The organism is Streptomyces sp. NPDC051913 (assembly GCF_044593635.1).
Lineage (GTDB): Bacteria > Actinomycetota > Actinomycetes > Streptomycetales > Streptomycetaceae > Streptomyces.
Genome location: NZ_JBIUCI010000009.1, coordinates 355,893 through 381,072, shown reverse-complemented (window position 1 = coordinate 381,072; position 25,180 = coordinate 355,893). Strand labels below are relative to the sequence as shown.

Sequence of the window (25,180 nt, the reverse complement as noted above, 5' to 3'; positions counted from 1 at the left end):
GCGGCCTCGGTCAGCTCCGGGCGGCCGGTCGACTCACGCGGGGTGCGCGCGGTGACCTTGGTGCCCGTCGCGGCGGCGGAGAAGGTCACGGCCAGCGCCTCGACCGCACCGGCGGCCGGGGCGGCCTCCACGGCGGCCGAGTTCGGCTTGACCGTGATGACCGGGGTGCCCTTGATGACACGGGTCTTGGTGGTGAAGGACGCGGCGAACACCGACTGGGTGGCCACCGGACCCTCGTCGCCGGCCTGAAGGTCGACGGCGTCGGTGATGATGCCGGAACCGATGCGCAGCGCCAGACGCGCGGCGATCTCCTTGCCCTCCGCGGAGGACGGCACCAGCACCGCAGCCGGGGAAACGGCCTCTACGGCGGCCTGAAGGGCGTCGACCTTGGGGACGACCAGGTAGTCGGCGTACTCGGCGGCCTCGTGGGTGAGGACCTTGACCGCGCCGTGCTCGGCGAGGGCGGCGGCCGTGTCGGCGGCACCGGTGCCGAGGGCCACGGCGACCGGCTCGCCGATACGGCGGGCCAGGGTCAGCAGCTCCAGGGTGGGCTTGCGGACGGCACCGTCCACGTGGTCGACGTAGACGAGAACTTCAGCCATGGGAATGCTCTCCTGCTTGGATCAGATGAGGGGCGGTCGGCGAACTCGGGCTCAGATGAACTTCTGGCCCGCGAGGAACTCGGCGAGCTGCTTGCCGCCCTCGCCCTCGTCCTTGACGATCGTGCCGGCGGTGCGCGCCGGACGGGCCGCCGCGTCCTCGACCTTGGTCCAGGCACCCTCGAGACCGACCTCTTCGGCGTCGATCTCCAGGTCCTCCAGGTCCCAGGACTGAACCGGCTTCTTCTTGGCCGCCATGATCCCCTTGAAGGACGGGTAACGCGCCTCGCCCGACTGGTCGGTGACGGACACGACGGCCGGCAGGGACGCCTCCAGCTGCTCGGACGCGGCGTCGCCGTCCCGGCGGCCCTTGACCGTGCCGTCCGCAACCGACACCTCGGACAGCAGGGTGACCTGCGGGACGCCCAGGCGCTCGGCGACCAGCGCCGGGACGATACCGGCGGTGCCGTCGGTGGAGGCCATACCGGAGATCACCAGGTCGTAGCCGGCCTTCTCGATCGCCTTCGCCAGCACCAGCGAGGTGCCGATCGCATCGGTGCCGTGCAGGTCGTCGTCCTCGACGTGGATGGCCTTGTCGGCGCCCATGGACAGCGCCTTGCGCAGCGCGTCCTTGGCGTCCTCCGGACCCACCGTCAGGACGGTGATCTCCACGTCGTCGTCGGAGTTCTCCGAGATCTGCAGCGCCTGCTCGACCGCGTACTCGTCCAGCTCGGAGAGCAGCCCGTCCACGTCCTCACGGTCGACGGTCAGGTCATCGGCGAAGTGCCGGTCGCCAGTGGCGTCGGGCACGTACTTCACGGTGACAACGATCCTCAAGCTCACGCCGGCTCTCCTACTGCTGCGTCGACATTTCTGTGCTGCCTACTTGCAGGCAGCATAGGCGCCCCAAGCGGCCGATCCCGATCGGGGCGGCCCGCGCTCCGAACGAAATATTACTCGTCAGTACACCCAGTTCGTTCCCGCTAAGCAAGCGCTTTGAACTGTGACCTTCGCAACGCAGCGTAATCGGAACTCGACGGTCCCGCAGCAGGAGAGCCCGGCGTGCGGCGCGGGCCGTCAGTCGCGCAGACCGCTGAACGTGCCCTGGTGGTAGAGGAGCGGACGGCCGGGTCCTGCGGGGTCGCCGAGCAGCACCTCGGCGAGGACGATCCGGTGGTCGCCGGCGGGCACGCGCGCGACGACGCGGCACACCAGCCAGGCCAGGACGTCGTCGAGGACGGGAACGCCCTCGGGCCCCTCGCGCCAGCCGGTGGGCGCACCGAAACGGTCGGCGCCGCTGCGGGCGAAGGTCGCGGCCAGCTCCTGCTGGTGCTCGCCGAGTATGTGGACGCCGACGTGCTCGACCCCGGAGATCGCGGGCCAGCTGGAGGCACCGGTACCGATACCGAAGGACAGCATCGGGGGCTCGGCGGAGACCGAGGTGAGCGAGGTGGCGGTGAAGCCGACCGGGCCGCCGTCACCACGCGCGGTGATCACGGCGACGCCCGCCGCGTGCCGCCGGAAGACGGAGCGCAGCAGATCGGGGGAGGCGAGCTGAGGGGTGTGGAGGTCCGGCGTGGCCGTCATGGGGTCGTCCTTCTGCGAGGCGGGGCGTGCTGGTCCGTGGCTGCTCAACAGCCCGGACAGCGCGCGCTCGCGGTGCGGGCCAGGTCGACGTGGACCCGCCCGAAGAGAAGGAGTTCCGAAGGCATACGGTCAGGCTGACGATAGGTGGTGCGCCCAGTCAAGTACGTCCCGGCATATGGGAGCTGCCTCACCGTCACACGGCCTCGCCGAGGGCCGCGATGACATCCGCCTTGCGCGGCTGCCCGGTGGCCCGCCGCACCACGCGCCCGTCGGCGTCGAGAACCAGCACGGTCGGCGTCTTGAGGATGTCCAGGGCGCGTACGAGGTCCAGGTGGGCCTCGGCGTCGATCTCGACATGGGCGACGCCGGGGACCAGGTCGACCACCTCGCCGAGGACTCTGCGGGTGGCCCGGCAGGGCGCGCAGAAGGCGCTGGAGAACTGGACGAGGGTAGCCCGCTCCCCCAACTCCGCGCCCAGGTCGGCGGCGCCGAGCCGCTTGTCGTCGTCGCGCCCGCGCACCCGCACTCTCCCGCTCCGCTGCCTGTGCAGCACTCCGTAGACGCCCGCCGCAGCGAGCACCAGCACACACACCACGACTCCGGCCATCACCCAGCTCCAGCGTTCACGAGACTGCAAAGATTCCCGACTCCACGCTCGGCATTCCTTGCGGAATGCTTGATTCATGGACATCGATGTGAGGGGACCGCGCTTCGGGGCGGCCGTGACGACCCTAGTACTGGCGGTCGTGCTGATCACCGGCAGTGTGTGGCTCCTGGCCTGGCAGACCCTGGCGTTCGCGCTGGGCGCGGCGGGCGGGGTGGGACGTTCGCCGTACGGCTGGCTGTTCCGCCGGGTCGTGCGCCCCCGCATCGGTCCGCCGACGGAGTTCGAGGCCCCCGAACCGCCGCGGTTCGCGCAGGCGGTGGGCCTGGCCTTCGCGGTCGTCGGTCTGATCGGGTACGGCGTCGGACCGGCCTGGCTGGGACTCGCGGCGACCGGGGCCGCGCTCGCGGCCGCCTTCCTGAACTCCGCGTTCGGGTACTGCCTGGGATGCGAGATGTACCTGCTCGTACGGCGCGTGACCGTACGCGCGCAGTAAAGGCGACGTAAAAGCCCGAGGTGGATCAAGCAGCCGACGTGACAAGGATCTCGCCCTTCGCGGGCACCAGGGCTGGCCCCCCGCCCGTTCTTGGGGCACGATCTGCGAGATGCCGTAAACCTACGGTGTCGTAACTTTCCCGCCGGGAACCCCCCTTTCCCCGGCAGAGAAGGAAGGGCCCACCCCGTCCATGGCAGAGCTTGTCTACCGACCCGTCGTCGGCCTCGCCCGCACGCTGTTCAAGGCGTGGGACCTGAAGATCGACTGCAAGGGTTCGGAGAACATCCCCCGCTCTGGCGGCGCCGTGCTGGTGAGCAATCACATCAGCTACCTGGACTTCATCTTCGACGGGCTGGCGGCGCTCCCCCAGAAGCGTCTCGTGCGCTTCATGGCGAAGGAGTCGGTGTTCCGGCACAAGGTCTCCGGTCCGCTGATGCGCGGGATGAAGCACATCCCCGTGGACCGCAAGCAGGGTGAGGCGGCCTACCAGCACGCGCTGGAGTCGCTGCGCTCCGGTGAGATCGTCGGCGTCTTCCCGGAGGCCACGATCTCGCAGTCGTTCACGCTCAAGTCCTTCAAGTCGGGTGCCGCGCGCCTGGCGCAGGAGGCGGGCGTGCCGCTGGTCCCGATGGCGCTGTGGGGCACGCAGCGGCTGTGGACCAAGGGCCACCCGCGCAACTTCAAGCGCAGCCACACCCCGATCACGATCCGGGTCGGCGAGCCGGTCGAGGCACCCAAGGACAAGTACGCGGGCGCGATCACCCGCCAACTGCGCGAGCGTGTGCAGGAGTTGCTGGAGGCCGCCCAGCGTGCCTACCCGGTCCGCCCCAAGGACGCCGACGACACCTGGTGGATGCCGGCCCACCTCGGCGGCACCGCCCCCACCCCGGAAGAGGTCAAGGCCGCCGAGGCCCGCTGAGCACTCGGGGTTCACGGACCCGCGCCGTCCGCTCCACCGCCCGACCGATAGGGTCCCGCCCGTAAACGGGTGGACGTGCAACGGGGGCAAGGAATGCGGCGCTGGGTCAAGGTGTCGGTGTCGGCCGCGGTCGTGCTGGGGGTGGGCGGCTGGATCGCCACCCCGTACGCGCAGGACTGGTGGCTGCTGCGTACGGCCTGCGACGGGGCGCTGCCCGTCGACGCGGTGCGTGAACTGGGGCGCGACGGTGACCATTTCAAGGACGCGTCGTCCGCGACCCACGAGGGGCTGGGCGACTACGGCTGCTCCGTCGGCTTCGACGGCGACGACGTGCGCGACGACCGGCTGCTGGAGACGGAGGCGTACACCCGGCGGGACGACGTGGACCGGGAGTTCATGACGGTCCTGTCCGAGTCCGGGTTCGACCGCGTCGCACCGATGGCCGACGGGCTGCCCGGCTATGTCGACAAGTACGGCGCGCTTCAGTTCCTCGTCCCCTGCCCCGAGTTGGGGAAGGACGACGAGGGCCGGCAACGCAAGCTGCTGGTCCGCACCTGGCTCGGCCGGGACGCCCTGCGGGGCACGCCCGCCGCCTACGAGACGGCGGTGGCGCTCACCAACTCCGCGTCCGACCGACTCGGTTGCGGCGCCGAACCGCTCAAGGCGCCCGGCGGGGACGCCGCGCCTTCGGACCCGCAGGAGGACCCCAGGACGGTGCCGCTCGCCGACGCGGGCGACACCGCGTGCGGCTGGGCGCTGAAGGCGGGAGGGCTCAAGACCGCGCAGTGGCGGGTGGCGGTGCTCATGAACGACGCGGGCCCGGTGGGCCGTTGCGATCTGTACGCGCGGGACGCCGACTCCGGCGAGTGGGAGCCCCGTCTGTGGTTCGCCGCCTGGTACGGCGACTGGAGCAACCGTCTGCTCGCCGAGCAGGGGCGGCGCGAGCCCGACGCCCTTACGGCGACGGCCCGTTGTGACGGCGAGGCCGCCAACTTCGCGCTCAGCGCCGACAAGGACGTCCCCGGCGTCGGGGAGACCGAGAAGCGGAAGCTGTTCGCCGCCTTCGCCGAGGCCCGGGCCGGACAGCGGGGCTGCACGGATCTGAGCCTCGGCGGCTGACCCCGTCGGTTCAGTACGAGGTCAGCCAGAGCGCCCTGACGTACCGGTCGTCGATGAACTGCCGTAGCTGTGCCGCGCGTTGCGTCGGCACCTTGCGTGCCTTCGCCCAGGCGTCGAGGACGGTGAACAGCTGGTGCCGCCCGTCCGTCAGATCCCCGCTCAGGGGGCCGGAGACCGGCCGCTCGGCGATGTCCCCCATGACCGGCCGGCTGCTCACCTGCCGGGGGGCCGCCCGGTAGGCGCCGCGCGTGTGCTGCCGTACGGCCCTGTCGAAGGCCGCGAGGTCGGGGATCGTGCCGTCCCTGACGTACCGCGCCCGGTGCTTCATGAGGCTGCCGATGCGGTCGGTGAGGTGTTCGAGGTCGATGTCGGCCCAGGTCGTGGCCGACTTCGGGCTGCCGTCCTTCTCCTTGCCCGGGTGGTAGTCGGGGTCGGCGCCCTCGCGGGTGAGACGTTCGAGGTAGTGGGCGAAGTACGCGCGTTCGGCGTCGTAGAGGATCGCGAACGCCTCGGGGTCCTTGGCGAGTTCACCGACCAGGCCCTCAGGGTCCGCGCGTACGTCGGAGTAGGGCTCGGTGTGCTCGAAGTCGGCGTGGGCCTCGTGCGGGGCCAGGAAGCGGCCGTACGTCGTCCAGCCGGTGTCGTCCGGAGCGGCGCCCGCGGCGTCCACCGCCGGGCTGTACGCGTCGCGGTCGGGGCTCAGGAAGCGGTTGGCGTCGACCACGTACTCGGCGAGGACGCGGGCCACGCCGGGTGCCGCCCCACCGGGCACGGCGTCGTCGTCGAACGCGGCGACCACGGCGTACGCGGCGCGGGCCTGGGCGAGCGTGTGCGGCTTGCCCTCGGCCGTGGCCCGGGTGGCGGCGTCGACGACCTGCCCAAGCACCTCGCCGCCGTCGCCGCACGGGTTCTCGTGGATCAGCAGCGCGCGCACGGCGTCGTACCGGGACAGGTTGTCGCCGGGGTCGAGCGCGCGGGTGGCGGCGGCCGGGTCCTTCGCGAGGGCGCGGGTCGAGGCGGGGATCTCCTGGCAGGGAGCGTCGTCGCCGGAGTCGGCGAGGACGATCGGCACGGCCGTGGCGGTCGTCAGCAGGGCCAGCGCCACGGCCGAGGTGAGCAGCCAGTGCCTCCTCAGCCGGGCGAGGGGCCGCTCGGGCCGCTCCTCGGTGCTGGTGGTGTTCTCTTCTGTTCCCCCGTCATGCATACCCGGGAGGTTAACGACCGCGACGGCTCAGCCGCGCACCGGGTCGGCCGCGTGCACCTCGATACGGGCTCCCGGGCTGAACTTCGCCAGCAGCTCGGCGAGTTCGGCGCCGGCCTGCTCGACCTCGGCGACCGGCATCGGCGCGAGGCTCTCCAGGAGGAAGATGCCCGAGACGGTCTCCTCGGTGAGCCGGGTGCGCGGACCCTGGCGCCAGTTCCAGCGGCGGCAGGTCACCCCCAGCTCGTCGCGCCACACCACCTCGCCGGCGTCGGGGTGCTCGACGACCTCCTCGCCGCCGGCGACGGTCACGAAGTCCTCGTCACCGCCCGCCCGCACCAGCCGCATCCCGCCCTGGACGCGGTCGATGTCCTCGCCGCCGACCGGGATGAGATGGGCGACGCTGATGGCGTTGTAGAGGTCGACGAGCAGGTTGATCCGGGGCAGTCCGCCGTCCGCCAACGCCCTCTTCGCCAGCGCTTCTGCCGAGTTGCGGGTACGCGACGGCTTCGACCCGAACGCCGTGTAGACCTCGCGCCATGCCGCCATGTGCGGGTCCTCGTGCGGGGCGCGCCCGTCCAGGCGTGCGGCGAGCCGGTGGGCCGCGTCGTCGAGGAGCGCCGAACTGGCCTCGGTGCTCGGCCCGTTGACCAGGTCGTGGGCCTCGATGGCGACGTGGGTGAAGCCGGGCGCGAGGGCGCGGACCTCGTCGGACACGGTGAGGGAGAAGGTCATCGCCTGCCTCAGAGTTCGGTGGGGAGCGTCTTCCACAGGTGGGGCCGGTCGGGGGCGGCTCTGAGGGCGCTCAGAACGGCCGCGTGAGGTTCAGCATACAGGACTGGATAGTCCACCTCATTGGACTCGGGGTCAGGCGCCCATGCCAGCCGCTCGCCGTCGAGGGAGAACTGCGCGTCCACGCCGGACTTGTTTCCGCGCGGGTCCTGTCGATGCCAGGCCCCGTTGAACCGTACGGCGACCAGCCCGTGCACGGCATGCCCACTGCCGTCGTCGTGCACCAGCCGCTGGTAGCACAAGGCCGTGGGAATGTCCTCGGCCCGCAGCAGCGCCGCCAGCGCGTGGGACTTGGCGTAACAGATGCCGGTGCCCTGCTCCAGGACGTCGGAGGCCCGCCAGGTGACGCGCATGTCCCCGCTGTCGGCGGAGTGGGGAATCGCGTCCCGTACGAACTCGAAGGCGAGCTGTGCATAGGCATACGAGTCCTCGGCCTGTCGAGCGAGGCGTGCGGCGGTCTCCCGTACGAGCGGGCGGCCGTGGTCGATGACCTCGTCGGCGGCGAGATACGCGGACAGGTCGGGGGTGTTCTGGATCAGCTCCATGCCCGCAGAGCATAGAAATACGATCACCCAGACGTCAATTCTTTTCCGGGTAACCGTATAACTATGCAGTAATGGGTGATGCCCTGGTGCCCCCTGCCCTTAGTGCGCCATCTCCTCCTTGAGCGCCGCCACGAAGGCGTCCACGTCGTCCTCGGTCGTGTCGAAGGCGCACATCCAGCGGACGACGCCCGCGTTCTCGTCCCAGAAGTAGAAGCGGAAGCGCTTCTGGAGGCGCAGGCTCACGTCGTGCGGGAGCTTGGCGAAGACGCCGTTGGCCTGGACCGGGTAGAGGATCTCGACACCGTGCACGGCGCGCACGCCCTCGGCCAGGCGCTGGGCCATCTCGTTGGAGTGGCGGGCGTTGCGCAGCCACAGGTCCTTGGCGAGCAGGGCCTCCAGCTGCACCGACACGAAGCGCATCTTGGACGCGAGCTGCATGGACAGCTTGCGCAGATGCTTCATGTGGGAGACCGCGTCCTGGTTGATCACCACGACCGCCTCGCCGAACAGCGCGCCGTTCTTCGTCCCGCCGAGGGAGAGGATGTCGACTCCGACGGCGTTGGTGAACGTCCGCATCGGGACGTCGAGGGACGCGGCCGCGTTGGCTATGCGGGAGCCGTCGAGGTGCACCTTCATTCCGTGGGCGTGGGCGTGGTCGCAGATCGCGCGGATCTCGTCCGGGGTGTAGAGGGTGCCCAGCTCCGTGCTCTGGGTGATCGAGACGACCTGCGGCATCGCGCGGTGCTCGTCGTCCCAGCCGTACGCCTGCCGGTCGATCAGCTCGGGAGTGAGCTTGCCGTCGGGGGTGGGGACGGTCAGCAGCTTCAGGCCGCCCATCCGCTCCGGCGCCCCGCCCTCGTCGACGTTGATGTGGGCGCTCTCGGCGCAGATCACCGCGCCCCAGCGGTCGGTGACCGCCTGGAGCGCGACGACGTTCGCGCCGGTGCCGTTGAAGACCGGGAAGGCCTCCGCCGTGGGCCCGAAGTGGCTGCGGATGACCGCCTGGAGGTTCTCGGTGTAGTCGTCCTCGCCGTAGGCGACCTGGTGCCCGCCGTTGGCCAGGGCCAGGGCGGCGAGCACCTCCGGGTGGACGCCGGCGTAGTTGTCGCTCGCGAAGCCCCTGCTGTCCGGGTCGTGGTGACGCCGGGCGTCGGTCTTCGGAGGGTTCACGGCTTCTCGGTGAGCCACAGACGGTTTCCGTTCACTTCTCCGGCGGGCTTCTCCCAGACCTCGGCGATGGCCGTGGCCAGGTCCTTGACGTCCGTGAAGCCCGCGAACTTCGCGTTGGGGCGCTCGGCGCGCATCGCGTCGTGCACCAACGCCTTCACCACCAGGATGGTGGCCGCCGAGGTGAGCTCCTCACCGGCCCCCGCCTTGCGGAAGAAGTCGGCCATGGCGAGCGTCCACGCCTCGGCGGCGGCCTTGGCGGCGGCGTACGCGGCGTTGCCCGCGGTGGGGTTGCTCGCGCCGGCCGCGCTGATCAGGACGTAGCGGCCGCGGTCGCTGCGCTGGAGCGCCTCGGAGAAGGCGAGGGAGGTGTGCTGCACGGTGCGGATGAGCAGCAGCTCCAGGAAGTCCCAGTCGTCGAGGCTGGTCTTGATGAAGGTCTCGCTGCCGCGCCAGCCGCCGACGAGATGGACGACGCCGTCGACCCGGCCGAAGTCCTTCTCGATGCCGTGGGCCCAGTCGCGCGTGGAGTCCAGGTCGAGCAGGTCGACCGGCTCTCCGGTGACGGTGGCGCCGCCGCCCGCGTCCCGGGCCGCGCTCACCGCCTCCGCGAGCCGCTCGGGATCGTTGTCGGCGCCGACGACGGTCGCCCCGGCCTCGGCAAGTCGCAGCAGGGTCGCGCGCCCGGCGGGTCCACCCGCGCCGGCCACCGCGATCACCGCACCGCTGAGAGCTCCGTTCCCCGCCATGTTCTTCGCCTCCTGAGCTTGCCGCGCAGCGTTCTCGGTGCCGTGGTCGCTCACGCGGCCACTCGCTCGGCGTTCTCCGCCGTGATACCGCGCGTCGACGCGATCACGTTCTTGAGCTTCTTGGAGAGTGCCTCATAGAACATGCTGAGCGGAAACTCGTCCGGAAGCACGTCGTCGACGAGCTTGCGCGGCGGCTGCGTCAGGTCCAGGGCGTCCGGGCCCTTGGCCCAGCGGGATCCCGGGTGCGGGGCGAGGTACTGCGCGACCAGGTCGTACGCGGCGAACCAGTGGACGAGCTTGGGACGGTCGATGCCGGCCCGGTAGAGGTCCTCGATCTCGGCGCACAGCTGGTTGGTGACCTGCGGGGCGCGCTGCCAGTCGATGTGCAGCTTGTTGTCGGTCCAGCGGACGACGTCGTGCTTGTGCAGGTAGGCGAAGAGCAGCTGGCCGCCGAGGCCGTCGTAGTTGCGCACCCGCTCGCCGGTGACCGGGAAGCGGAACATGCGGTCGAACAGCACGGCGTACTGCACGTCACGGGCCTGCGGGACGCCGTCGGTCTCCAGCTTCACGGCCTCCTTGAAGGCGGTGAGGTCGCAGCGCAGCTCCTCCAGGCCGTACATCCAGAACGGCTGACGCTGCTTGATCATGAAGGGGTCGAAGGGCAGGTCGCCATGGCTGTGGGTGCGGTCGTGGACCATGTCCCACAGGACGAACGCCTCCTCGCAGCGCTTCTGGTCGTGGACCATCGCGGCGATGTCCTCGGGCAGGTCGAGGCCGAGGATGTCGACGGCGGCGTCGGTGACGGCACGGAAGCGGGCGGCCTCGCGGTCGCAGAAGATGCCACCCCAGGAGAATCGTTCCGGCGCCTCGCGCACGGCGATGGTCTCGGGGAAGAGCACGGCGGAGTTGGTGTCGTAGCCGGCCGTGAAGTCCTCGAACTTGATGCCGCAGAACAGCGGGTTGTCGTAGCGGGTGCGCTCCAGCTCGGCCAGCCAGTCGGGCCACACCATGCGCAGGACGACCGCCTCAAGGTTGCGGTCGGGGTTGCCGTTCTGCGTGTACATCGGGAAGACGACCAGGTGCTGGAGGTCGTCCGCACGCCCCTTGGCGGGCTGGAAGGCCAGCAGCGAGTCCAGGAAGTCCGGCACCTCGAAGCCGCCCTCGGCCCAGCGCTTCAGGTCCTTGACCAGGGCCTCGTGGTAGGCGCGGTCGTGCGGGAGCAGCGGGGACAGCTCCTCGACGGCGCCGGTGACCTCGCGTACGGCGGCCTCGGCGGCGGCGCGGTCCGGGGCGCCCTCGGCCGTGAGGTCGATCGACCCGTCCTTGGACTGCCAGGGCCTGATCCGCTCCACGGCACCCTTGAGCACGGGCCACGCAGGGTGGTCCACCACCCTGGTCGCGGGAGGAGCCTGCTCCCCCGTAGCCGCCTGCACAAGAATTTCCGTCATGTCCCATCCTCCACGGGAGAACCTCGCGTTAGGACACCGTATGCATATGAGGTTCCTGCCAGCAAGTGGGGGCTCCGTAAATTATCCTGCGCACTCGCATGGTCACGGAACTTTTTCCTGTTGGATGCCATGACGGCGCTCCCGGTGGGTATACGTGATCCTCTCGGGGGCCTGAGGCCGGCATCCGCGGTCAATGCCCGCAGGACTCGCCCACCCCAGGGTGACCAGCCAGAACGGTCCCGGCCAGGTCCGCCCCTCGTGTCACCCGATCCCCCGTGTACGCAGGGGTTCATCACCGGCCGAGGCCACTAGGCTGCGGAAGCCGAGCCGCCGTCGACGGAAGCGAGTTGAACCTTGAACTTCCTTACCATCGGTCATCGCGGAGTCATGGGTCTCGAACCCGAGAACACTCTCCGTTCCTTCGTGGCCGCCCAGCAGGCCGGCTTCGACGCCATCGAACTCGACCTGCATCTCAGCAAGGACGGGGCCCTCGTCGTCATGCACGACACGGACGTGGACCGCACGACCGACGGGACCGGTCCGATCGCCGAGAAGACCCTCGCCGAGCTGCGCACCCTGGACGCGGGCCGCGGCGAACGCGTCCCCGTCTTCGAGGAGGTCCTGGAGGCGGTGCAAGCACCGCTCCAGGCCGAGATCAAGGACCTCGCGGCAGCGCGGGCCCTGGCCGAGGTCATGCTCAGGCGGGACCTGGTGGGCCGGGTCGAGGTGTCCTCGTTCCATGACGAGGCGATCGCCGAGGCCTCCCGTCTGGTGCCGGGCGTACGGACCGCGCTGATCGGCAGCCGGTACGGCACCGACATCGTGGAGCGTGCCGTGGAGGCCGGGGCGGCGACCGTCTGCCTCAACATCCGCCGGATCACCCTGGAGATCGTCGAGCACGCCCGCAAGGCGGATCTGAGGATCATCGGCTGGGTGGTGAACACACAGGACCATCTGCGTCTCGTACGGGCGCTCCAGCTGGACGGTGCGACCACCGACTACTCGGAGATCAAACGCACCGCCCGCTTCACGGCGTAACGATTATCCGAGCGGCTTGACCAGCAGCTCGAACTGCAGGTCCTCGCGCTGCGGGACGCCGAAGCGCTCGTCGCCGTACGGGAAGGGGGTCATCCGGCCCGTACGGCGGTAGCCGCGGCGCTCGTACCAGGCGATGAGGTCGTTCCGTACGGAGATCACCGTCATGTGCATCTCCGTGGCACCCCAGGTCTCCCGGGCCGTCCGCTCCGCCTCCGCGATGATCACCTTGCCGAGGCCGCCGCCCTGGAGTCGCGGGCTGACCGCGAACATCCCGAAGTAGGCGTGGTCGCCGCGGTGTTCGAGCTGGCAGCAGGCGACGACCTCGCCCTCGCGCTCGACGGTGAGCAGGCGGCCGTCGGGCGACTTGATCACCTGGAGCACGCCCTCCGCGTCGGTCCGCTGCCCCTCCAGGATGTCCGCCTCGGTGGTCCAACCGGCCCGGCTCGAATCCCCGCGGTACGCCGACTCGATCAGCGCGACCAGCGCGTCCACGTCGGCGTCGGTGGCGTCGCGGAAGGTGAGTCCAGCGGTCATGGGCGTCTCTCCACTCTCGGGCACGGCACAGGCACCGACGAGCCTAACGCCCGCACTAGGCTCCGCCGCATGGTGCACGTACTGAGCGGCCGGACCCTCATCCACCCCGTCGACCCCGAACGATCCCGTGTGTTCTACGGCGAACAGCTCGGCCTCGCTGTCTACCGCGAGTTCGGAACAGGACCGGACCGAGGCACCGTCTACTTCCTCGGCGGCGGCTTCCTGGAGCTCTCCGGCCGCTCCGAGACACCACCCTCCCCGGCGGTGCGGCTGTGGATGCAGGTCGAGGACGTGACGGCGGCACACGAGGAGCTGGTGGCGAAGGGCGCCGAGATCGCGCGGCCACCGGTGCGGGAACCCTGGGGCCTGATCGAGATGTGGCTCACCGACCCGGACGGCATCAGAATCGCCCTCGTCGAGGTACCCGCGGACCACCCGATCCGGTACCGGCCAGGCATCTAGTGACCGGCCCGTGCACTGAGGCGTGCTGATGGCCGGGGCCAGCGTGCGAGAGGGGTGCTCGCGACGGCTCGACGACCGCCGCTCGGGCTACTGGTGGACGGCGACGGAAGTCCTCCGGGCTAGGGCCGGCCGGCCAGTGGTGTCACCGTCACCGTGTCGATGACCGGGGCGTGGGCGGAGCGCTGGCCGTGGGTGTTCTTCGTGGTGCCGTCGAAGTCGGGGAGCTCGTCAGCGGTGAACGTGACGGTGTTGGCGCCCTGTTGGAGAGTGACGGGGACGGCGAGCTGCCAGAAGTTGTTGAAGTGGAAGGTCGTGGGGAAGAGCACGCGCCGGGTGCTGTCGCCGTTGACGGTGAGGTCGGCGTGGCGGCAGACCGGGTCGGGGTTGTAGTGGGTGCCGGCCGGCTGCTCGCCGTTGGCGTAGCGGATCGTCAGGGCGTGGCGTCCGGGGCGGTCCGCCGTCACGGTCAGGGTGAGCGCGTTGACGGACCCGCGGCCCACGCCGTCGACGGCCTTGCCGCCGGTGGCGTACGAGAAGGCGCTCACCCTCGCGGTGCCGGTCAGTTCGCCCTCCCCGGCCCGGTACGTCCTGGTCGGCAGCAGGCGCCGCGAGGGTCCCACGCTCAGCCGGTCCACGACCATCCGGTCCGAAGTCGCCTTCACCGTCACCTTGTTGACGCCTGCGGCGAGGAAGAGCGGCAGCTCCGTGTGCGGGTCGGCGTCGATCTCCTCGCCGTTGACCGTCAGCACGCCCTCGCCGTCCCCCGCGAGGGTCACCGCGGCCTCTCCGTCGTCCTCCGCGTGCACCCAGAAGGTGACGGTGCCGCCGCGCGGGAGCAGGACCGACGGGCCGTGGACGCGTGCTCCGTCGCCGAGGGCCGCGTACACGGCGTCGTAGGTCACGAGGGATTCCGTGTCGCGCGGGGCGAGTTCGATCCGGTCGACGACCGCGTCGCCGCGGGTCGCGCCGAGTTCGGGGTCCTGGGCGGCGAGGGTGATGCGGTGCGGTCCCGCGGTGAGGTGGACCGTGGTGTCGGTGTGGCCCCATACGGCCCACTTGTAGCCGAGCGGCAGGAGCAGTTCGCGTGGGTCCTCGCCGTCGACGCGCAGGAAGACGTTGGTGGGGCCGTGTTCGCCCACGAGGTCGGCCTGGTTGTGGGAGTTGGCGTACACGCGGATGTCGTACGTCCCGTCCCTCGGGACCTCCACGTCGAAGGCGAGGACGAGGTCGGAGCCGGTGCGCAGACCGCCGACGTGATGGCCGCCGGAGGTGGCGAACCTGTCGACGTCCGTCGGTGATCCCTCGGGACCGTTCTTCACGTATCCGCTCCCGGTGTACGCGGCGTCCTCGGCCTCGTACGTCCGTCGGGGACCCGCCAGGGACGAGACGGGAGCGCCGGCGGGCGACAGGATCAGCTGGTGGGCGGACATCTCGTCGAGGCCGGTGAGGGGCAGGGCCAGCCGGCCGTCCACTACCGGGAGTTCGTCCTCTCGTAGCGTCAACGGGGCGCCCGATGCGCCGAGTTGGCCGGTCCACGGGATCTCCTGGAGGCGTACGTGGACGGTGGCGCCGAAGATCTCCGGGTCGAGGTGCTCGACGACGACCTCGGCGGCGCCCTTGGAGCCGCCGAACAGGACCCGCGCCTGCCGCTTGTCCCGGTCGAGCGTGGCGACGCCCTGGAGGGTGTACTGGACGTTCGGGTGGGGAGCGATGACCGCGACCGTGTTCCCCGTCAACTGGCCGTAGGCGTTGAACAGCCACCACTGGCCGTTGGCCTTGTTGGCCTCCACCACCGAGTCGTTGAGGTTGCCGGCGATGTTCCAGTACGCCATGTCGGCGTCGACCTTGGACTCCTCGATCGCGGAGATCCACTGGATCATCTGGCCGGGGACGGAGAGGTGGTAGTTGTGCGCGTACTCGTTGAGGTTGAGGGGGAGCGGGCCGATGCCCAACTCCCTTTCCCAGGACCGGTACACGGCGACGTTGGTGCGCACTTCGGCGGGTGAGGACAGCTCGTGCCAGGTGATGACGTCGGGGAGGACGTCGTTGTCCCGGGCGAACCGCAGGAATCCCTTGACCTCGGGGTACAGGACACAGGTGTTGGGGCCGGCGATCCGGGCGTCCGGATGGAGGTCCTTGATCATGCGGTACACGTCCCGCCAGGCGGCGAAGTAGTGCCGGGGGTCGGTGTGCCAGGAGGTGCGGTCGTAGCTCCACTCCCCCTCGCCGAACATGTTGCCCTCGGGTTCGTTGAACGGCACGTACACGACGTGGGACGCCAACTCCCCCATGGTCAGGACCTGTTCGACCTGCTTGCGGACACTGGCGACGAAGCCCGCGAGCCGCTCCTCCCCCGTCGCGCCGGGCCATTCGTAGGGGAAGCCGCGCAGGATGTCGGTCATGTAGAGGTAGACGTCCCGGCCGCCCGCCGCGACGAAGGAGGGGAGGATCTCCAGGCCGTCCGCGCCGGGGTGCTGGACGCCGTCCTGGGCCTTGGTCGCGACCGTGCGGACGTACATGCCCTCGACCATCGCGCGGCTGGGGACACCGTCGCCGTAGAGGCCGTAGAGCGTGCCACTGGCGCCGCCGTGGAAGGGGCCCGTCTCGGTGCCGAGATCGACGGTGAGCGTTTCGGCTGCCACGGCGTTCCTACTTTCGTTCAGCGCGTTCGGCATGCCGCACATCTGTCGGCACATCGAACCGACGGTAGGGACATCGCGTGGATCACGTCAATGACTCAGGCCCGCAGCGCGCCCGGACGTCCTTCCAGCCGGCCCAGCAACTCGCCGAGCAGCTCTGCCAGTTCGCCCTGCCGCAGCGGATCGAGTACGGACAGCACGGCGGTCTCGTAGGCGAGCTGCTCGGGCAGGATGCCGTCGACGATCTCGCGGCCCGCGTCCGTCAGGCGGAGGTGGGCGACGCGGCGGTCGCGGGTGTCCCCGCGCCGTTCGACGAGGCCGCGCTCGGTCAGCTGCTTGAGGCGCTTGGTGACCGCGGCGCCCGAGGAGAAGGTCTCCCGGGCCAGGTCGCCCGGCGTCAGCTCGTGGCCGGTGCGGCGCAGCGCGCCGAGCAGGTCGAACTCGGGGCGGCTGAGCCCGGCCCGGCGCAGCGGGGCGTCCTCGGCCTGCTGGAGGAGGGCGGCGCAGCGGTTGACGCGGCCGATGATCTCCATCGGGCCGGTGTCGAGACCGGGGTGGACGGCCTGCCACTGCCGGACGACCGCGGAGACGGTGTCGCCCCCGCTCGCGCCCGCCTGCCGTCCGTTCGGTGCCGTCATGGCCGTATGCCCTCCGCCGTCGCGCTCCGGTGCACCTCCTGGTGCCGTACCGTCGCCGCGAGCGTACGGTGTCCGGCCTGCTCGGCGCGCACGACCCGCTCCTGGGGCAGGGCCCGCTGCCACCACTCGCCGGACGCGGCGTCCACGGCGGCGCGCAGCTCCACGAGGTGGACGGCGAGGGCGCGGTGGGCGCAGTCCAGGGCGCGCGGGTCGGGGTGCGGTTCCGCGAGCAGGCGGGCGGTGTGTTCGCGGGCGCGCTCCACGGAGGTCAGCGTCTGTTCGATGCGGCTGCCGGCGCGGCGGTTGGTGACGGCGATCGCGGCGGCGAAGCCGACCAGCGCGCCGACGAGGGTGTCGATGACCCGCTCGGTGATCAGCCGCCCGGGCTCCTGGAATCCGGCGAACTCGGTGATGAGCAGGGCCATCGGGGTGACGCAGACGCTGCCGAGCCAGTAGTTGCGGCCGATGAGCGCCTCGGCGCCGAAGTTGAAGGCGAGGCAGATCAGGACGAGGGCGGCCGGGCCGAGGTGGGCGAGCGGGACCACGGCGGCGAAGAGGAGCACTCCGGCGAGGTTGCCGACGACGCGCTGGACGCCGCGGCTCCAGGTGAGGGTGAGGTTGGCCTGGTAGAGCGAGGCGGCGGTGACCAGGGCCCAGTACGGGCGGCCGACACCGAGCGCGAGGGAGGCGTATCCGGCGAGGGCGCAGCCGGTCGCGGTGCGCACGGCGAGCGGGGTCAGCGGTCCGAGCCTGCGCCACAACGGGGCTGCGGGGACGGCGAGTTCGGCGTCGACGCCGAGGAGTTCGCCATGGTCCTCGGTGTGCGGGAGGGGGCCGTTGCCGCGCAGGTCGCGGGCCCAGGCGCGCAGTCGTCGCGGGTCGGCGTCGGCGGGGGCGGCGAGGGCGACCTCGACACGGACGACGAGCCGGTCCAGGGCGCGGCGGGTCGGGGTGCGGGCTCCGGCGGACAGCAGGGACTGCCAGGCGGCCTGGATCGCGGCGGCCGCGGCGGCCCTGCTCCGGGGGTCGCCCTGCTCGACGTGAGCGGCCGTGGCGTTCAGGGCGTGGGCCGTGGCCCGCCGTTCCGGGCCGTGCGGCCGGACCAGGCCCGGCGCCATGCCGACGCTCCAGGCCCAGGCGCCCGCCGCGAGCGCGAGGGCGAGGTGGCCGGGGACCTGGGCGAGGGTCTGCGGTGCGAACAGGGAGGCCGAGGTGATGAAGGTGAGGACCACGTTGCCGGGCGGGCCGACGCGGGTCGCGTCGCACAGCGCCTTCTGCACCGCGGCCAGCAGCGCGCCGACGGCGACCAGGAGGACGGCGCTGCCGGTGAGCGAGGCGGTGACCAGGGAGACGGCGAGGCCGCCGACCATGCCGAGCACGACCCAGGCCAGGGTGCGGGCCCGGGCGGCGTAGGGACGGTTGTGGGCGTACAGCGCGCACAGGGACCCGGCCATCGTGTACATCGCCAGGTCGAGGCGACCGAGCGCGAGCAGGGTGAGATTCGGCGGGGCGACGGCGGCGACCACGCTCAGGGCGGGCTTGAACCAAATGTCCGAGGGCCGCCCGAGACGGAGCACACCGGCGAGAGGGAGGCGGTTCGTGCGGTTCATACCCATAACCTTAGCAGGTGTTTTACCTGTAAAAGATATACGGCGCCCCGTCGGTGACCTGCTGTGCTCCCCCGAATGCTCCCCGTGTACATCCTTGCGCTCGCGTGCGCGCCGCGTGGCCGGGGCATCCCCTCCCCGTCCGACCGTCGAGCGGGGAGGCGCGTGTGCACGGACCGGCTTCGCCCGGCTGGCTGCTGGTCGCGCTGTGCGCGGCGACCGGCGCCTACTGCCTGCTGCGGATGCGCAGCGACGTCGAGGAACAGCGCCGCGCGGCGGGCGGCGAGGCGCTGATGGGCTTCGGGATGGCCGCGATGGCCGTCCCCGCCGCGGTGTTCACCCCACCGTCCTGGGCCTGGACGGGGTACGCGGCCGTGTTCGGCGCGGCGGCCCTGCGCGCCCTGTGGGCGGCACGGACCAGTGCCCATCATCTGCATCACCTGGTGGGGGCCTCGGCGATGGTCTACATGGCGGTCGTGATGGCGGCGGCCCCCGCACACCACGGCGGCGGTTCCGGGATCCCCGTGCTGACGGGCGTGCTGCTGCTGTACTTCGCGGGCTATGTGCTGCTCTCCGGCGTCCGGCTGGTGCCGGTCACGGCGGGGGGCGGGGCGGTGGGCTGGGGCGACCGACCGGAGGTGGCGCGGGCATGCCGGCTGTCGATGGGGATCGCGATGGTGGCGATGCTGGCGACGCTCTGACTGTTCTCCGCCCCTCCTCGTACCCGCCGTGTCCTGCGTCACTTGGCGCGGGATGCCGTACCGGTGGGCCGTACGCCGCTCATAGGGTGCTCCCATGATGGTCCCCGCGGCACTGTTGCTGCTCGGCGCCCTGGCCGCCGTGGTCGCTCCCCGGCTGCTCGCCCGGGTCCGATGGGCGGACCGTGAACCGGTGGTCGCGTTGTGGGTGTGGCAGTGCGTGGTGGCGGCCGTCCTCCTGTGCTGCGCCCTGTCGATGACGCTGAGCGCGGCGGCCGCCTGGCAGGCGGTACGTGGTCATGTCTTCGCGCCCGCGCCGCGTTCGGTGGTGGAGGCGTACGCGCTCGGTGCCGGTGGCGTCTGGGCGGCGACCCTCGCGGTGACCCTGGCGCTGGGCGGGGTGTGGACCGCGGCGATGCTGGTGCGGGAGGTCGCACGGGCGCGGGCGCGGCGTCGGCTGCGCAGGGCCGAACTTCCTGGTACGCGCCCCGCTGTTGCCCGGCGAGGAGGGGAGCACCGGACGTCTCGTGGTGCTTGAGGGCGAGCGCCCCGACGCCTGGTGGCTGCCCGGTTCGGCGCCTCGACTGGTCGTCACCACGGCCGCGTTGCAGCGCCTGAAGGGCCGGCAGTTGGATGCCCTGCTGGCCCACGAGGAAGGGCACGCGCAGGCCCGGCACGACTGGCTGCTGCACTGCTCGTCGGCGCTCGCGGGCGGGTTTCCACAGGTTCCGGTGTTCGCCGCGTTCCGGGCCGAGATGCACCGGCTCGTGGAACTCGCCGCGGACGACATGGCCTCCCGCCGCTTCGGACGGCTGACCACGGCGCTCGCGCTGGTGGAACTCAACGAGGACCGGGGGGTGTTCGGCCCCGCACCGACCCCGCAGGCCCATGTCCCGCAGCGGGTCCACCGCCTCCTCACTCCACCGGACCGCCTGCCGCTCACCCGGCGCCTGGGGCTGACGGCCACCGCGGCCCTGGTGCCGATGGTGCCGCTGTTGGTGGCGTTCGTACCGGGACTGCGCGCGCTGGGCTGGGGCGGCTGAGCCGACCGGACCCCGGGGCGCACCTCCCCCGGCCTGCGCCCCCCGCGGGGATTGGCCTGCGACCCCACCGGTCGGCGAGGATCGAAGGATGCGCACCCCGCCCGTCGACGCCCCGCCCAGCCCGCCGGACCAGCGCCTCGCCGTCCGCGCGGCCGCAGTCCTCGCCGTCTGCTCCGTGCTGCTGATCACGCTGGTCGCGGTCCGCTGGCACCCGCTGATGAGCCTCGACGGCGACATCGCCGACACGACCCATCGGTGGGCGGTCGACGACCCAAGAATGACTCACGCCTTCCGGATCCTCACGGACTGGGTGTGGGACCCGTGGACGATGCGGTTGCTGTGCGCGGTCGTCGTGGTGTGGCTGGTGTGGCGGCGGTCGGCGTGGTGGACGGCGGGCTGGCTGGCCGTCACGTGTGCGGTGGGCACGGTCGTCCAGCAGTCACTCAAGGCCGCCGTGGACCGCCCCCGACCCGTCTGGCGTGACCCGGTCGACACGGCCCACTACGCGGCCTATCCCTCGGGCCATGCCCTGACGGCCACGGTCGTCCTGGGCCTCCTCCTGTGGCTCCTGCACCACCACGGCGCCGGCCGCGCCCTCTGGCGCACCGCCCTCACCGTCTGTGTCATCTCCGTCCTCGGCGTCGGCCTGACCCGCATCTGGCTCGGCGTCCACTGGCCCTCGGACGTCCTCGGAGGCTGGCTGCTGGGCGCCCTGGTGGTGGCGCTGGCGGTGCTGGCACACCGGCGGCGTGAGGCATGACGTACCGCCGGGTGGGCCGCCCCGAGACCGAGGCGTCGGGACCGGGGGCTCCGCAGGCCGCGCCATCCGGTCCGCCGCAGACCTCGACCGGAGCCTCTCCGGGTACGTCGACTCGTAGGATCTCCGCATGATCGCCGTGCTGTTCGACTTCTCCGGGACCCTCTTCCGCATCGAGTCCACCGAGTCATGGCTGCGGGGCGGGCTCGCCGAGGCCGGGATCGTGCTGGCCGACGGGGAGGTCGCCGGGACGGCTCGGGCGCTGGAGGTGGCGGGGGCGTTGCCCGGCGGGGCGGCGCCGGTGCGGTTGCCCGAGGACCTGGCCGGGGTGTGGGCGGTGCGGGACGAGAGCGCCGAGCTGCACCGGGCGGCGTACACCGGGCTGTCGCGCCACGTCACGCTGCCGGACCCGGCGCTGCACGACCGGCTCTACGAGCGGCACATGTCCCCGGCGGCCTGGCAGCCCTACCCCGACGCCGGAAAGGTGCTGCGGGCGCTGCGCGAGCGCGGGATCGCCATCGGGGTCGTCAGCAACATCGGCTGGGATCTGCGGCCGGTCTTCCGTGAGCACGGGCTCGATCCGTACGTCGACGCGTACGTCCTGTCGTACGAGCACGGCGTCCAGAAGCCGGACCCCCGGCTCTTCGCCGCCGCCTGCGCCCATCTCGGGGCGGACCCGCGCCGCACGCTCATGGTCGGCGACGACCGGCGGGCCGACGGCGGGGCCGCGGCTCTGGGGTGCGCGGTGCACTTCGTGGACCACCTGCCGGCCGGCGAGCGGCCGAACGGGCTGCTGCCGGTGCTGGATCTCGTCGACGGGGCCGGTGCGGCTCCCGCGGCCGGCTGAACGACGGGCCAGTAAGTAGCCTCAGGCCACCAGTGGGGTGAGAAGAACCGTCCGTCTCGGACGATCCCCCGCGTCGCCCGAGACGGACGGCAGCCCTGACCAGCCGTTTCACCGGCCGGTGCGGACGCGTTGAGTATAGTTGGCTGGCAGCCAGTCAACGCAGGAGTCAAGCATGTCCCCGCGCAGCGCCTCGGTCAATGAAGAATTGCGGCGGCGATCCCGCGAGCGGCTGCTTCAGGCGGCGGTCGAGGTGGTCAGCGAGCACGGATACGAGGCGACGACCCTCGGCGACATCACCGACCGGGCCGGTTCCGCACGAGGACTGGTGTCGTACTACTTCCCCGGAAAACGCCAGCTGGTGCAGTCAGCGGTGCACCGGCTGATGCACCGCACGCTGGAGGAGGCGCTGGAGCGGGAGCCGCGCACCGAGGACGGCCGGGAGCGGATGGCGCGGGCCATCGACGCGATCCTGGGCCTGGCCCGGGACCGGCCCGTCCTGATGCGCCAGCACATGGCGGGGCTGTTGCAGGCCGAAGGCTTCATGCCGTGCCCGGAACAACGACGCCTTGCCGAACTGCTGCGGGACACCGTCGCACGCCACGGCTCACCGGACCCCGACGCCGACTACCCCATGCTGCGCGCCCTGTTGATGGGGTCGGTCTACGCCGCCCTGGTGCCGGGCGTACCGATGCCACTGCCGGTGCTCCGCGCCGAGCTGTTCAAACGCTACCGGCTGGACTGGGAGTTGGGCGTCCCGCCGGACACCGAGACGGCGTCCGGCGGGACCGGTGACACGGATCTGTCACGCTTCTTCGCGACCGGGGCCGTGGCGGACCACGGCGGCGACGGTCAGTCGAAGTAGTCGGGCTGCGTCTGGGTGTTGAGCTCCTTCAGCCGGACCCACTTGGCGGGGTCCGTGCGCCGGTCGCTCAGCTTCAGGACGTCGAAGCCCTTGGCGATGTCGTTCGAGTAGATGTAGCCGTTGTAGTAGTACGCCGACCAGGAACCGCCGACGGTGAGCGTGTCGGTGGTCAGCGGGCCCCGCTCGAAGTAGCCGATCTCCCTGGGCTTGGAGGAGTCGGTGAACTCCCAGACGGAGACACCGCCCTGGTACCAGGCCTGGACCATGATGTCCTTGCCCTTGACCGGGATCAGCGAGCCGTTGTGGGCGACGCAGTTCTCGGTGTCGGCCTGGTGACGCGGGATCTTGAAGTAGCTGCGGAAGACGAGCTGACGCTTGTCGCCCTTGCCGACGATGTCGTAGATACCGTCGGCGCCACGGTTCGCACCGACCGTCGCGTTGCAGGTGGCGGCGCCGCCGCCGCCCAACTCGTCGGTGAAGACCACCTTGTTGGCCTTCTGGTTGAAGGTGGCCGAGTGCCAGAACGCGAAGTTCACGTTGTCCTGCACCTGGTCGATGACCTTCGGGTGCTCCGGGTCCGCGATGGAGAACAGGATGCCGTCACCCATGCAGGCGCCCGCGGCCAGGTCCTTCGAGGGCAGGACCGTGATGTCGTGGCAGCCGGTGGTCTTGGAGACTCCGGGGTTGGTGGGCCCACCCGGGTTGCCGCCGCCGTCCGGCCCCTCACCGGGGAACAGCACCGGGAAGCCGACGACCGCCGCCTTCTCGGGAGCGCTCCGCGGCACCTTGATGACGGAGATGCCGTCGTGCGGGGGCTGGCAGTCGGGGTAGGAGGCGTTCGGTGAGTACGAGGAGACGTAGATGTAGACGTTCTTGCGCTCGGGCACCAGCGTGTGGGTGTGCGAGCCGCAGGCGGTCTCGACGGCGGCGACGTACTTGGGGTTGGTCTTGTCACTGATGTCGAAGACCTTCATGCCCTCCCAGGAGGACTTCTCGGTCGCGGGCTGCGTGGTGCTGTTGCAACTGCTGTCGCTGCGCGAGGAGTCGGTGGAGAGGAAGAGCAGGTTGCCGGAGACGGAGATGTCGTTCTGCGAGCCGGGGCACAGCACCTGGGCGATCGTCCTCGGCGCCTTCGGGTTGCTGATGTCGAGGATGCGGAAGCCGTCGTAGTTGCCGGCGAACGCGTATCTGCCCTGGAAGGCGAGGTCCGAATTGGTGCCGGCCAGCGCGTCCTTGGGGATGTTGGTCAGGTGCTCGATGTTGTCGGAGTGGACGACCTCGTTCTGGCCGGGTATCTCACCGTCGGCCATCGCGGCCCGCACCTGGGCCTCGGTGCTCCGGGACACCTCCGTGCCGGTCGCCGCCGCGCCGTCCCCGGGGTCGGGGGTCGCCGCGGCCGGGACGGCCGTCAGCAGGGCGGCGAGGAGTCCGGCCGCGGCGGCCACAACTCCCAGGCGTCTGTGTCGGGTTCGGGGATCTTTCAGGATCACTGCTTCCTCCCTGGTTCCGTTCGCCTCGGAACGGTTCACACACCACCGAAGTATGGTCTTGACCATGCACACACCAACAGGGGGCAACAGAACCGCAATGAAGTTTTCTGCTCGGTAAACCGCGGAAGCGTGCTAGGACAGTCACGGCACTCACGAGGTGCCCCTCACCACGCCTGCCACAGGAGGTCGTTGTGCTCATCCGCCGCGCGTCCCTCGCCACGGTGACCGTTCTGGTGACACTCGGCCTCGGGGCCTGTGACTCGGACGCGGACCCCAAGTCGGCCGCGGCGACCGGGCCTTCGGTGCTCGCGCCCGGTGCCCCCGGCGAGGCGAACCGCACGCTGTCCGCCGAGGAGGCCACGGATCAGCGCGCCGAGGACGACTCCCCCAACGCGGCGGACGTCTCGTACGCCCGGATGATGATCGTGCACCACACGCAGGCCCTGGAGATGACCGAACTCGCCCCGGACCGCGCCGAGTCCACGAAGGTCAAGAAGCTCGCCGAGCGCATCGCGGCCGCCCAGGGGCCGGAGATCGACGCGATGGAGAGCTGGCTGACGTCGTACGGCAAGGACACGAAGGACCCGACGCACGAGCACGCCGCGATGCCGGGCATGGCCACCGAGGCCCAGCTGAAGAAGCTCAAGGCGGCCAAGGGGGAAGCCTTCGACCAGCTCTTCCTCACCCTGATGATCACGCATCACGAAGGGGCGCTCACCATGGCCACGGACGTGAAGGGGCAGGGCAACAACATCCGCGTCGAGGAGATGGCCGACGACGTGGTCGCCCAGCAGACGAGCGAGATCTCCCGGATGCGGGACATGCTGTGACGCCTCCGGCGCGGTAACGGCCCTGCTCAGCGCCGTGCGTGACGTGGCGTCAGGTACCCCGCGTCACGCGCCTGCGCGATCATCCTCAGCGACTTGCGGCGGCTGTGCCCGGTCGCGCACATCACCGCGAGCACCGGGTCGACACCGTCCTCCTGGGCGGCGCGGTACTCCTGCGCGACGAGCCACCGCCCCTCGACACCCCGCGGCCACGCCGGCCGGGCCCGCCGCGAGACGCCCGGCTCGCCGTGCTCCGGCGCCGGCCCGAGGCCGCACGCCTCGAAGAGCGGGCCCTCGATCCAGTCGGCGAGGACCCCGAGGTCGTCGAGGGAGAGCGCCGGCTGGGCCCGCACGTCCTCCAGGGAGGCACATCCGTCGGACACCACGGCCAGCAGGTCGACCCGGGCGCCGTCGGTGAACGCCAGCCGGACGTGGAACCACGAGGTCGCGTCCTCGTCCTCCTGCACTTCCCACGCGGGCCACACGGACACCGCACCGTCCGTCGGACAACG

At 71.1% G+C, this 25,180-nt stretch carries 26 protein-coding genes and 1 pseudogene; 11 read left to right on the top strand and 16 right to left on the bottom strand.

The window, feature by feature from the left end; all coding sequences use genetic code 11:
* The 4 genes from ACIHIX_RS28150 to ACIHIX_RS28135 form a co-directional block, all read right to left on the bottom strand.
* A partial coding sequence (locus ACIHIX_RS28150; RefSeq protein WP_399960833.1) for an electron transfer flavoprotein subunit alpha/FixB family protein occupies nucleotides 1-602 on the bottom strand: 602 nt, incomplete at its 3' end.
* Between the two features lie 51 nt (nucleotides 603-653).
* Complete coding sequence (locus tag ACIHIX_RS28145; protein ID WP_399960831.1) at nucleotides 654-1,442, bottom strand: electron transfer flavoprotein subunit beta/FixA family protein; 789 nt, start codon at nucleotides 1,440-1,442, stop codon at nucleotides 654-656.
* A 234-nt stretch (nucleotides 1,443-1,676) separates the two neighbouring features.
* On the bottom strand, nucleotides 1,677-2,186 hold the full coding sequence (locus ACIHIX_RS28140; RefSeq protein ID WP_399960829.1) for a flavin reductase family protein: 510 nt from the start codon (nucleotides 2,184-2,186) through the stop codon (nucleotides 1,677-1,679).
* 193 nt (nucleotides 2,187-2,379) lie between these two features.
* Nucleotides 2,380-2,793 carry a TlpA family protein disulfide reductase gene (locus ACIHIX_RS28135; RefSeq protein WP_399960827.1) on the bottom strand — a complete coding sequence of 138 codons (414 nt, stop codon included), beginning with the start codon at nucleotides 2,791-2,793 and terminating at the stop codon, nucleotides 2,380-2,382.
* A gap of 76 nt (nucleotides 2,794-2,869) precedes the next feature.
* On the opposite strand from ACIHIX_RS28135, the gene ACIHIX_RS28130 reads away from it, so the two are divergent.
* The 3 genes from ACIHIX_RS28130 to ACIHIX_RS28120 all read left to right on the top strand — a co-directional run bounded on the left by ACIHIX_RS28130 (nucleotide 2,870) and on the right by ACIHIX_RS28120 (nucleotide 5,324).
* On the top strand, nucleotides 2,870-3,286 hold the full coding sequence (locus ACIHIX_RS28130) for a DUF4395 domain-containing protein (protein ID WP_399960825.1): 417 nt from the start codon (nucleotides 2,870-2,872) through the stop codon (nucleotides 3,284-3,286).
* A 190-nt stretch (nucleotides 3,287-3,476) separates the two neighbouring features.
* Nucleotides 3,477-4,205 (top strand): lysophospholipid acyltransferase family protein, encoded by a 729-nt coding sequence (locus ACIHIX_RS28125; RefSeq protein ID WP_399960823.1) that lies wholly within the window; start codon nucleotides 3,477-3,479, stop codon nucleotides 4,203-4,205.
* A 93-nt stretch (nucleotides 4,206-4,298) separates the two neighbouring features.
* Nucleotides 4,299-5,324, top strand: coding sequence for a hypothetical protein (locus tag ACIHIX_RS28120; protein ID WP_399960821.1), 1,026 nt, complete (start codon nucleotides 4,299-4,301; stop codon nucleotides 5,322-5,324).
* Nucleotides 5,325-5,334: 10 nt separating this feature from the next.
* Here the strand turns inward: ACIHIX_RS28120 and ACIHIX_RS28115 are convergent, their stop codons facing one another.
* From ACIHIX_RS28115 to ACIHIX_RS28090, 6 genes are all read right to left on the bottom strand, one after another.
* A complete protein-coding gene (locus ACIHIX_RS28115) occupies nucleotides 5,335-6,528 on the bottom strand; it encodes a hypothetical protein (protein WP_399960819.1) in 1,194 nt (397 codons plus the stop codon).
* Between the two features lie 27 nt (nucleotides 6,529-6,555).
* Nucleotides 6,556-7,260, bottom strand: a complete 705-nt coding sequence (locus ACIHIX_RS28110; protein WP_399960818.1) for a B3/4 domain-containing protein — start codon at nucleotides 7,258-7,260, stop codon at nucleotides 6,556-6,558.
* Between the two features lie 8 nt (nucleotides 7,261-7,268).
* Nucleotides 7,269-7,862 carry a transglutaminase family protein gene (locus ACIHIX_RS28105; protein ID WP_399960816.1) on the bottom strand — a complete coding sequence of 198 codons (594 nt, stop codon included), beginning with the start codon at nucleotides 7,860-7,862 and terminating at the stop codon, nucleotides 7,269-7,271.
* A 99-nt stretch (nucleotides 7,863-7,961) separates the two neighbouring features.
* The gene (locus tag ACIHIX_RS28100) at nucleotides 7,962-9,032 is read right to left on the bottom strand and encodes a threonine aldolase family protein (RefSeq protein WP_399960814.1); all 1,071 of its coding nucleotides are present in this window, start codon (nucleotides 9,030-9,032) and stop codon (nucleotides 7,962-7,964) included.
* Nucleotides 9,029-9,778: an SDR family NAD(P)-dependent oxidoreductase gene (locus ACIHIX_RS28095; RefSeq protein ID WP_399960812.1), complete on the bottom strand. Its 750-nt coding sequence runs from the start codon at nucleotides 9,776-9,778 to the stop codon at nucleotides 9,029-9,031. The genes ACIHIX_RS28100 and ACIHIX_RS28095 overlap by 4 nt, the downstream gene beginning before the upstream one ends.
* A gap of 50 nt (nucleotides 9,779-9,828) precedes the next feature.
* Nucleotides 9,829-11,226 (bottom strand): DUF6421 family protein, encoded by a 1,398-nt coding sequence (locus ACIHIX_RS28090; protein WP_399960810.1) that lies wholly within the window; start codon nucleotides 11,224-11,226, stop codon nucleotides 9,829-9,831.
* Between the two features lie 354 nt (nucleotides 11,227-11,580).
* On the opposite strand from ACIHIX_RS28090, the gene ACIHIX_RS28085 reads away from it, so the two are divergent.
* Nucleotides 11,581-12,264, top strand: coding sequence for a glycerophosphodiester phosphodiesterase (locus tag ACIHIX_RS28085; RefSeq protein ID WP_399960808.1), 684 nt, complete (start codon nucleotides 11,581-11,583; stop codon nucleotides 12,262-12,264).
* 3 nt (nucleotides 12,265-12,267) lie between these two features.
* On the opposite strand, the gene ACIHIX_RS28080 is transcribed toward ACIHIX_RS28085, so the two are convergent.
* Entirely contained in the window at nucleotides 12,268-12,798 is a 531-nt protein-coding gene (locus ACIHIX_RS28080; RefSeq protein WP_399960806.1) for a GNAT family N-acetyltransferase, read from the bottom strand.
* A 69-nt stretch (nucleotides 12,799-12,867) separates the two neighbouring features.
* Between ACIHIX_RS28080 and ACIHIX_RS28075 the strand changes: the two genes are divergently transcribed.
* Complete coding sequence (locus ACIHIX_RS28075; RefSeq protein WP_399960804.1) at nucleotides 12,868-13,260, top strand: VOC family protein; 393 nt, start codon at nucleotides 12,868-12,870, stop codon at nucleotides 13,258-13,260.
* Between the two features lie 119 nt (nucleotides 13,261-13,379).
* Here ACIHIX_RS28075 and ACIHIX_RS28070 read toward each other — a convergent pair whose 3' ends face one another.
* From ACIHIX_RS28070 to ACIHIX_RS28060, 3 genes are all read right to left on the bottom strand, one after another.
* Nucleotides 13,380-15,935: a cellulosome protein gene (locus ACIHIX_RS28070; RefSeq protein ID WP_399960865.1), complete on the bottom strand. Its 2,556-nt coding sequence runs from the start codon at nucleotides 15,933-15,935 to the stop codon at nucleotides 13,380-13,382.
* A 62-nt stretch (nucleotides 15,936-15,997) separates the two neighbouring features.
* Nucleotides 15,998-16,537, bottom strand: a complete 540-nt coding sequence (locus ACIHIX_RS28065) for a MarR family winged helix-turn-helix transcriptional regulator (RefSeq protein WP_399960802.1) — start codon at nucleotides 16,535-16,537, stop codon at nucleotides 15,998-16,000.
* Nucleotides 16,534-18,147: an FUSC family protein gene (locus ACIHIX_RS28060; protein WP_399960801.1), complete on the bottom strand. Its 1,614-nt coding sequence runs from the start codon at nucleotides 18,145-18,147 to the stop codon at nucleotides 16,534-16,536. The genes ACIHIX_RS28065 and ACIHIX_RS28060 overlap by 4 nt, the downstream gene beginning before the upstream one ends.
* A gap of 164 nt (nucleotides 18,148-18,311) precedes the next feature.
* Here ACIHIX_RS28060 and ACIHIX_RS28055 point away from each other — a divergent pair, with 164 nt between their 5' ends.
* The 5 genes and pseudogenes from ACIHIX_RS28055 to ACIHIX_RS28035 all read left to right on the top strand — a co-directional run bounded on the left by ACIHIX_RS28055 (nucleotide 18,312) and on the right by ACIHIX_RS28035 (nucleotide 22,351).
* A complete protein-coding gene (locus tag ACIHIX_RS28055; protein WP_399960799.1) occupies nucleotides 18,312-18,845 on the top strand; it encodes a DUF5134 domain-containing protein in 534 nt (177 codons plus the stop codon).
* A gap of 94 nt (nucleotides 18,846-18,939) precedes the next feature.
* Nucleotides 18,940-19,885 (top strand): annotated as a pseudogene (locus ACIHIX_RS28050) (M56 family metallopeptidase).
* Between the two features lie 88 nt (nucleotides 19,886-19,973).
* On the top strand, nucleotides 19,974-20,645 hold the full coding sequence (locus tag ACIHIX_RS28045; protein ID WP_399960797.1) for a phosphatase PAP2 family protein: 672 nt from the start codon (nucleotides 19,974-19,976) through the stop codon (nucleotides 20,643-20,645).
* Between the two features lie 127 nt (nucleotides 20,646-20,772).
* A complete protein-coding gene (locus ACIHIX_RS28040; RefSeq protein WP_399960795.1) occupies nucleotides 20,773-21,489 on the top strand; it encodes an HAD family hydrolase in 717 nt (238 codons plus the stop codon).
* 172 nt (nucleotides 21,490-21,661) lie between these two features.
* A complete protein-coding gene (locus ACIHIX_RS28035) occupies nucleotides 21,662-22,351 on the top strand; it encodes a TetR/AcrR family transcriptional regulator (RefSeq protein ID WP_399960793.1) in 690 nt (229 codons plus the stop codon).
* Here ACIHIX_RS28035 and ACIHIX_RS28030 read toward each other — a convergent pair.
* Entirely contained in the window at nucleotides 22,339-23,841 is a 1,503-nt protein-coding gene (locus tag ACIHIX_RS28030; protein ID WP_399960791.1) for an LVIVD repeat-containing protein, read from the bottom strand. The genes ACIHIX_RS28035 and ACIHIX_RS28030 overlap by 13 nt on opposite strands.
* A 191-nt stretch (nucleotides 23,842-24,032) precedes the next feature.
* Between ACIHIX_RS28030 and ACIHIX_RS28025 the strand changes: the two genes are divergently transcribed.
* Nucleotides 24,033-24,671, top strand: coding sequence for a DUF305 domain-containing protein (locus ACIHIX_RS28025; protein WP_399960789.1), 639 nt, complete (start codon nucleotides 24,033-24,035; stop codon nucleotides 24,669-24,671).
* A 26-nt stretch (nucleotides 24,672-24,697) separates the two neighbouring features.
* Here the strand turns inward: ACIHIX_RS28025 and ACIHIX_RS28020 are convergent, their stop codons facing one another.
* Entirely contained in the window at nucleotides 24,698-25,159 is a 462-nt protein-coding gene (locus ACIHIX_RS28020; RefSeq protein ID WP_399960787.1) for a DUF6214 family protein, read from the bottom strand.
* Nucleotides 25,160-25,180 lie beyond the last annotated feature (21 nt).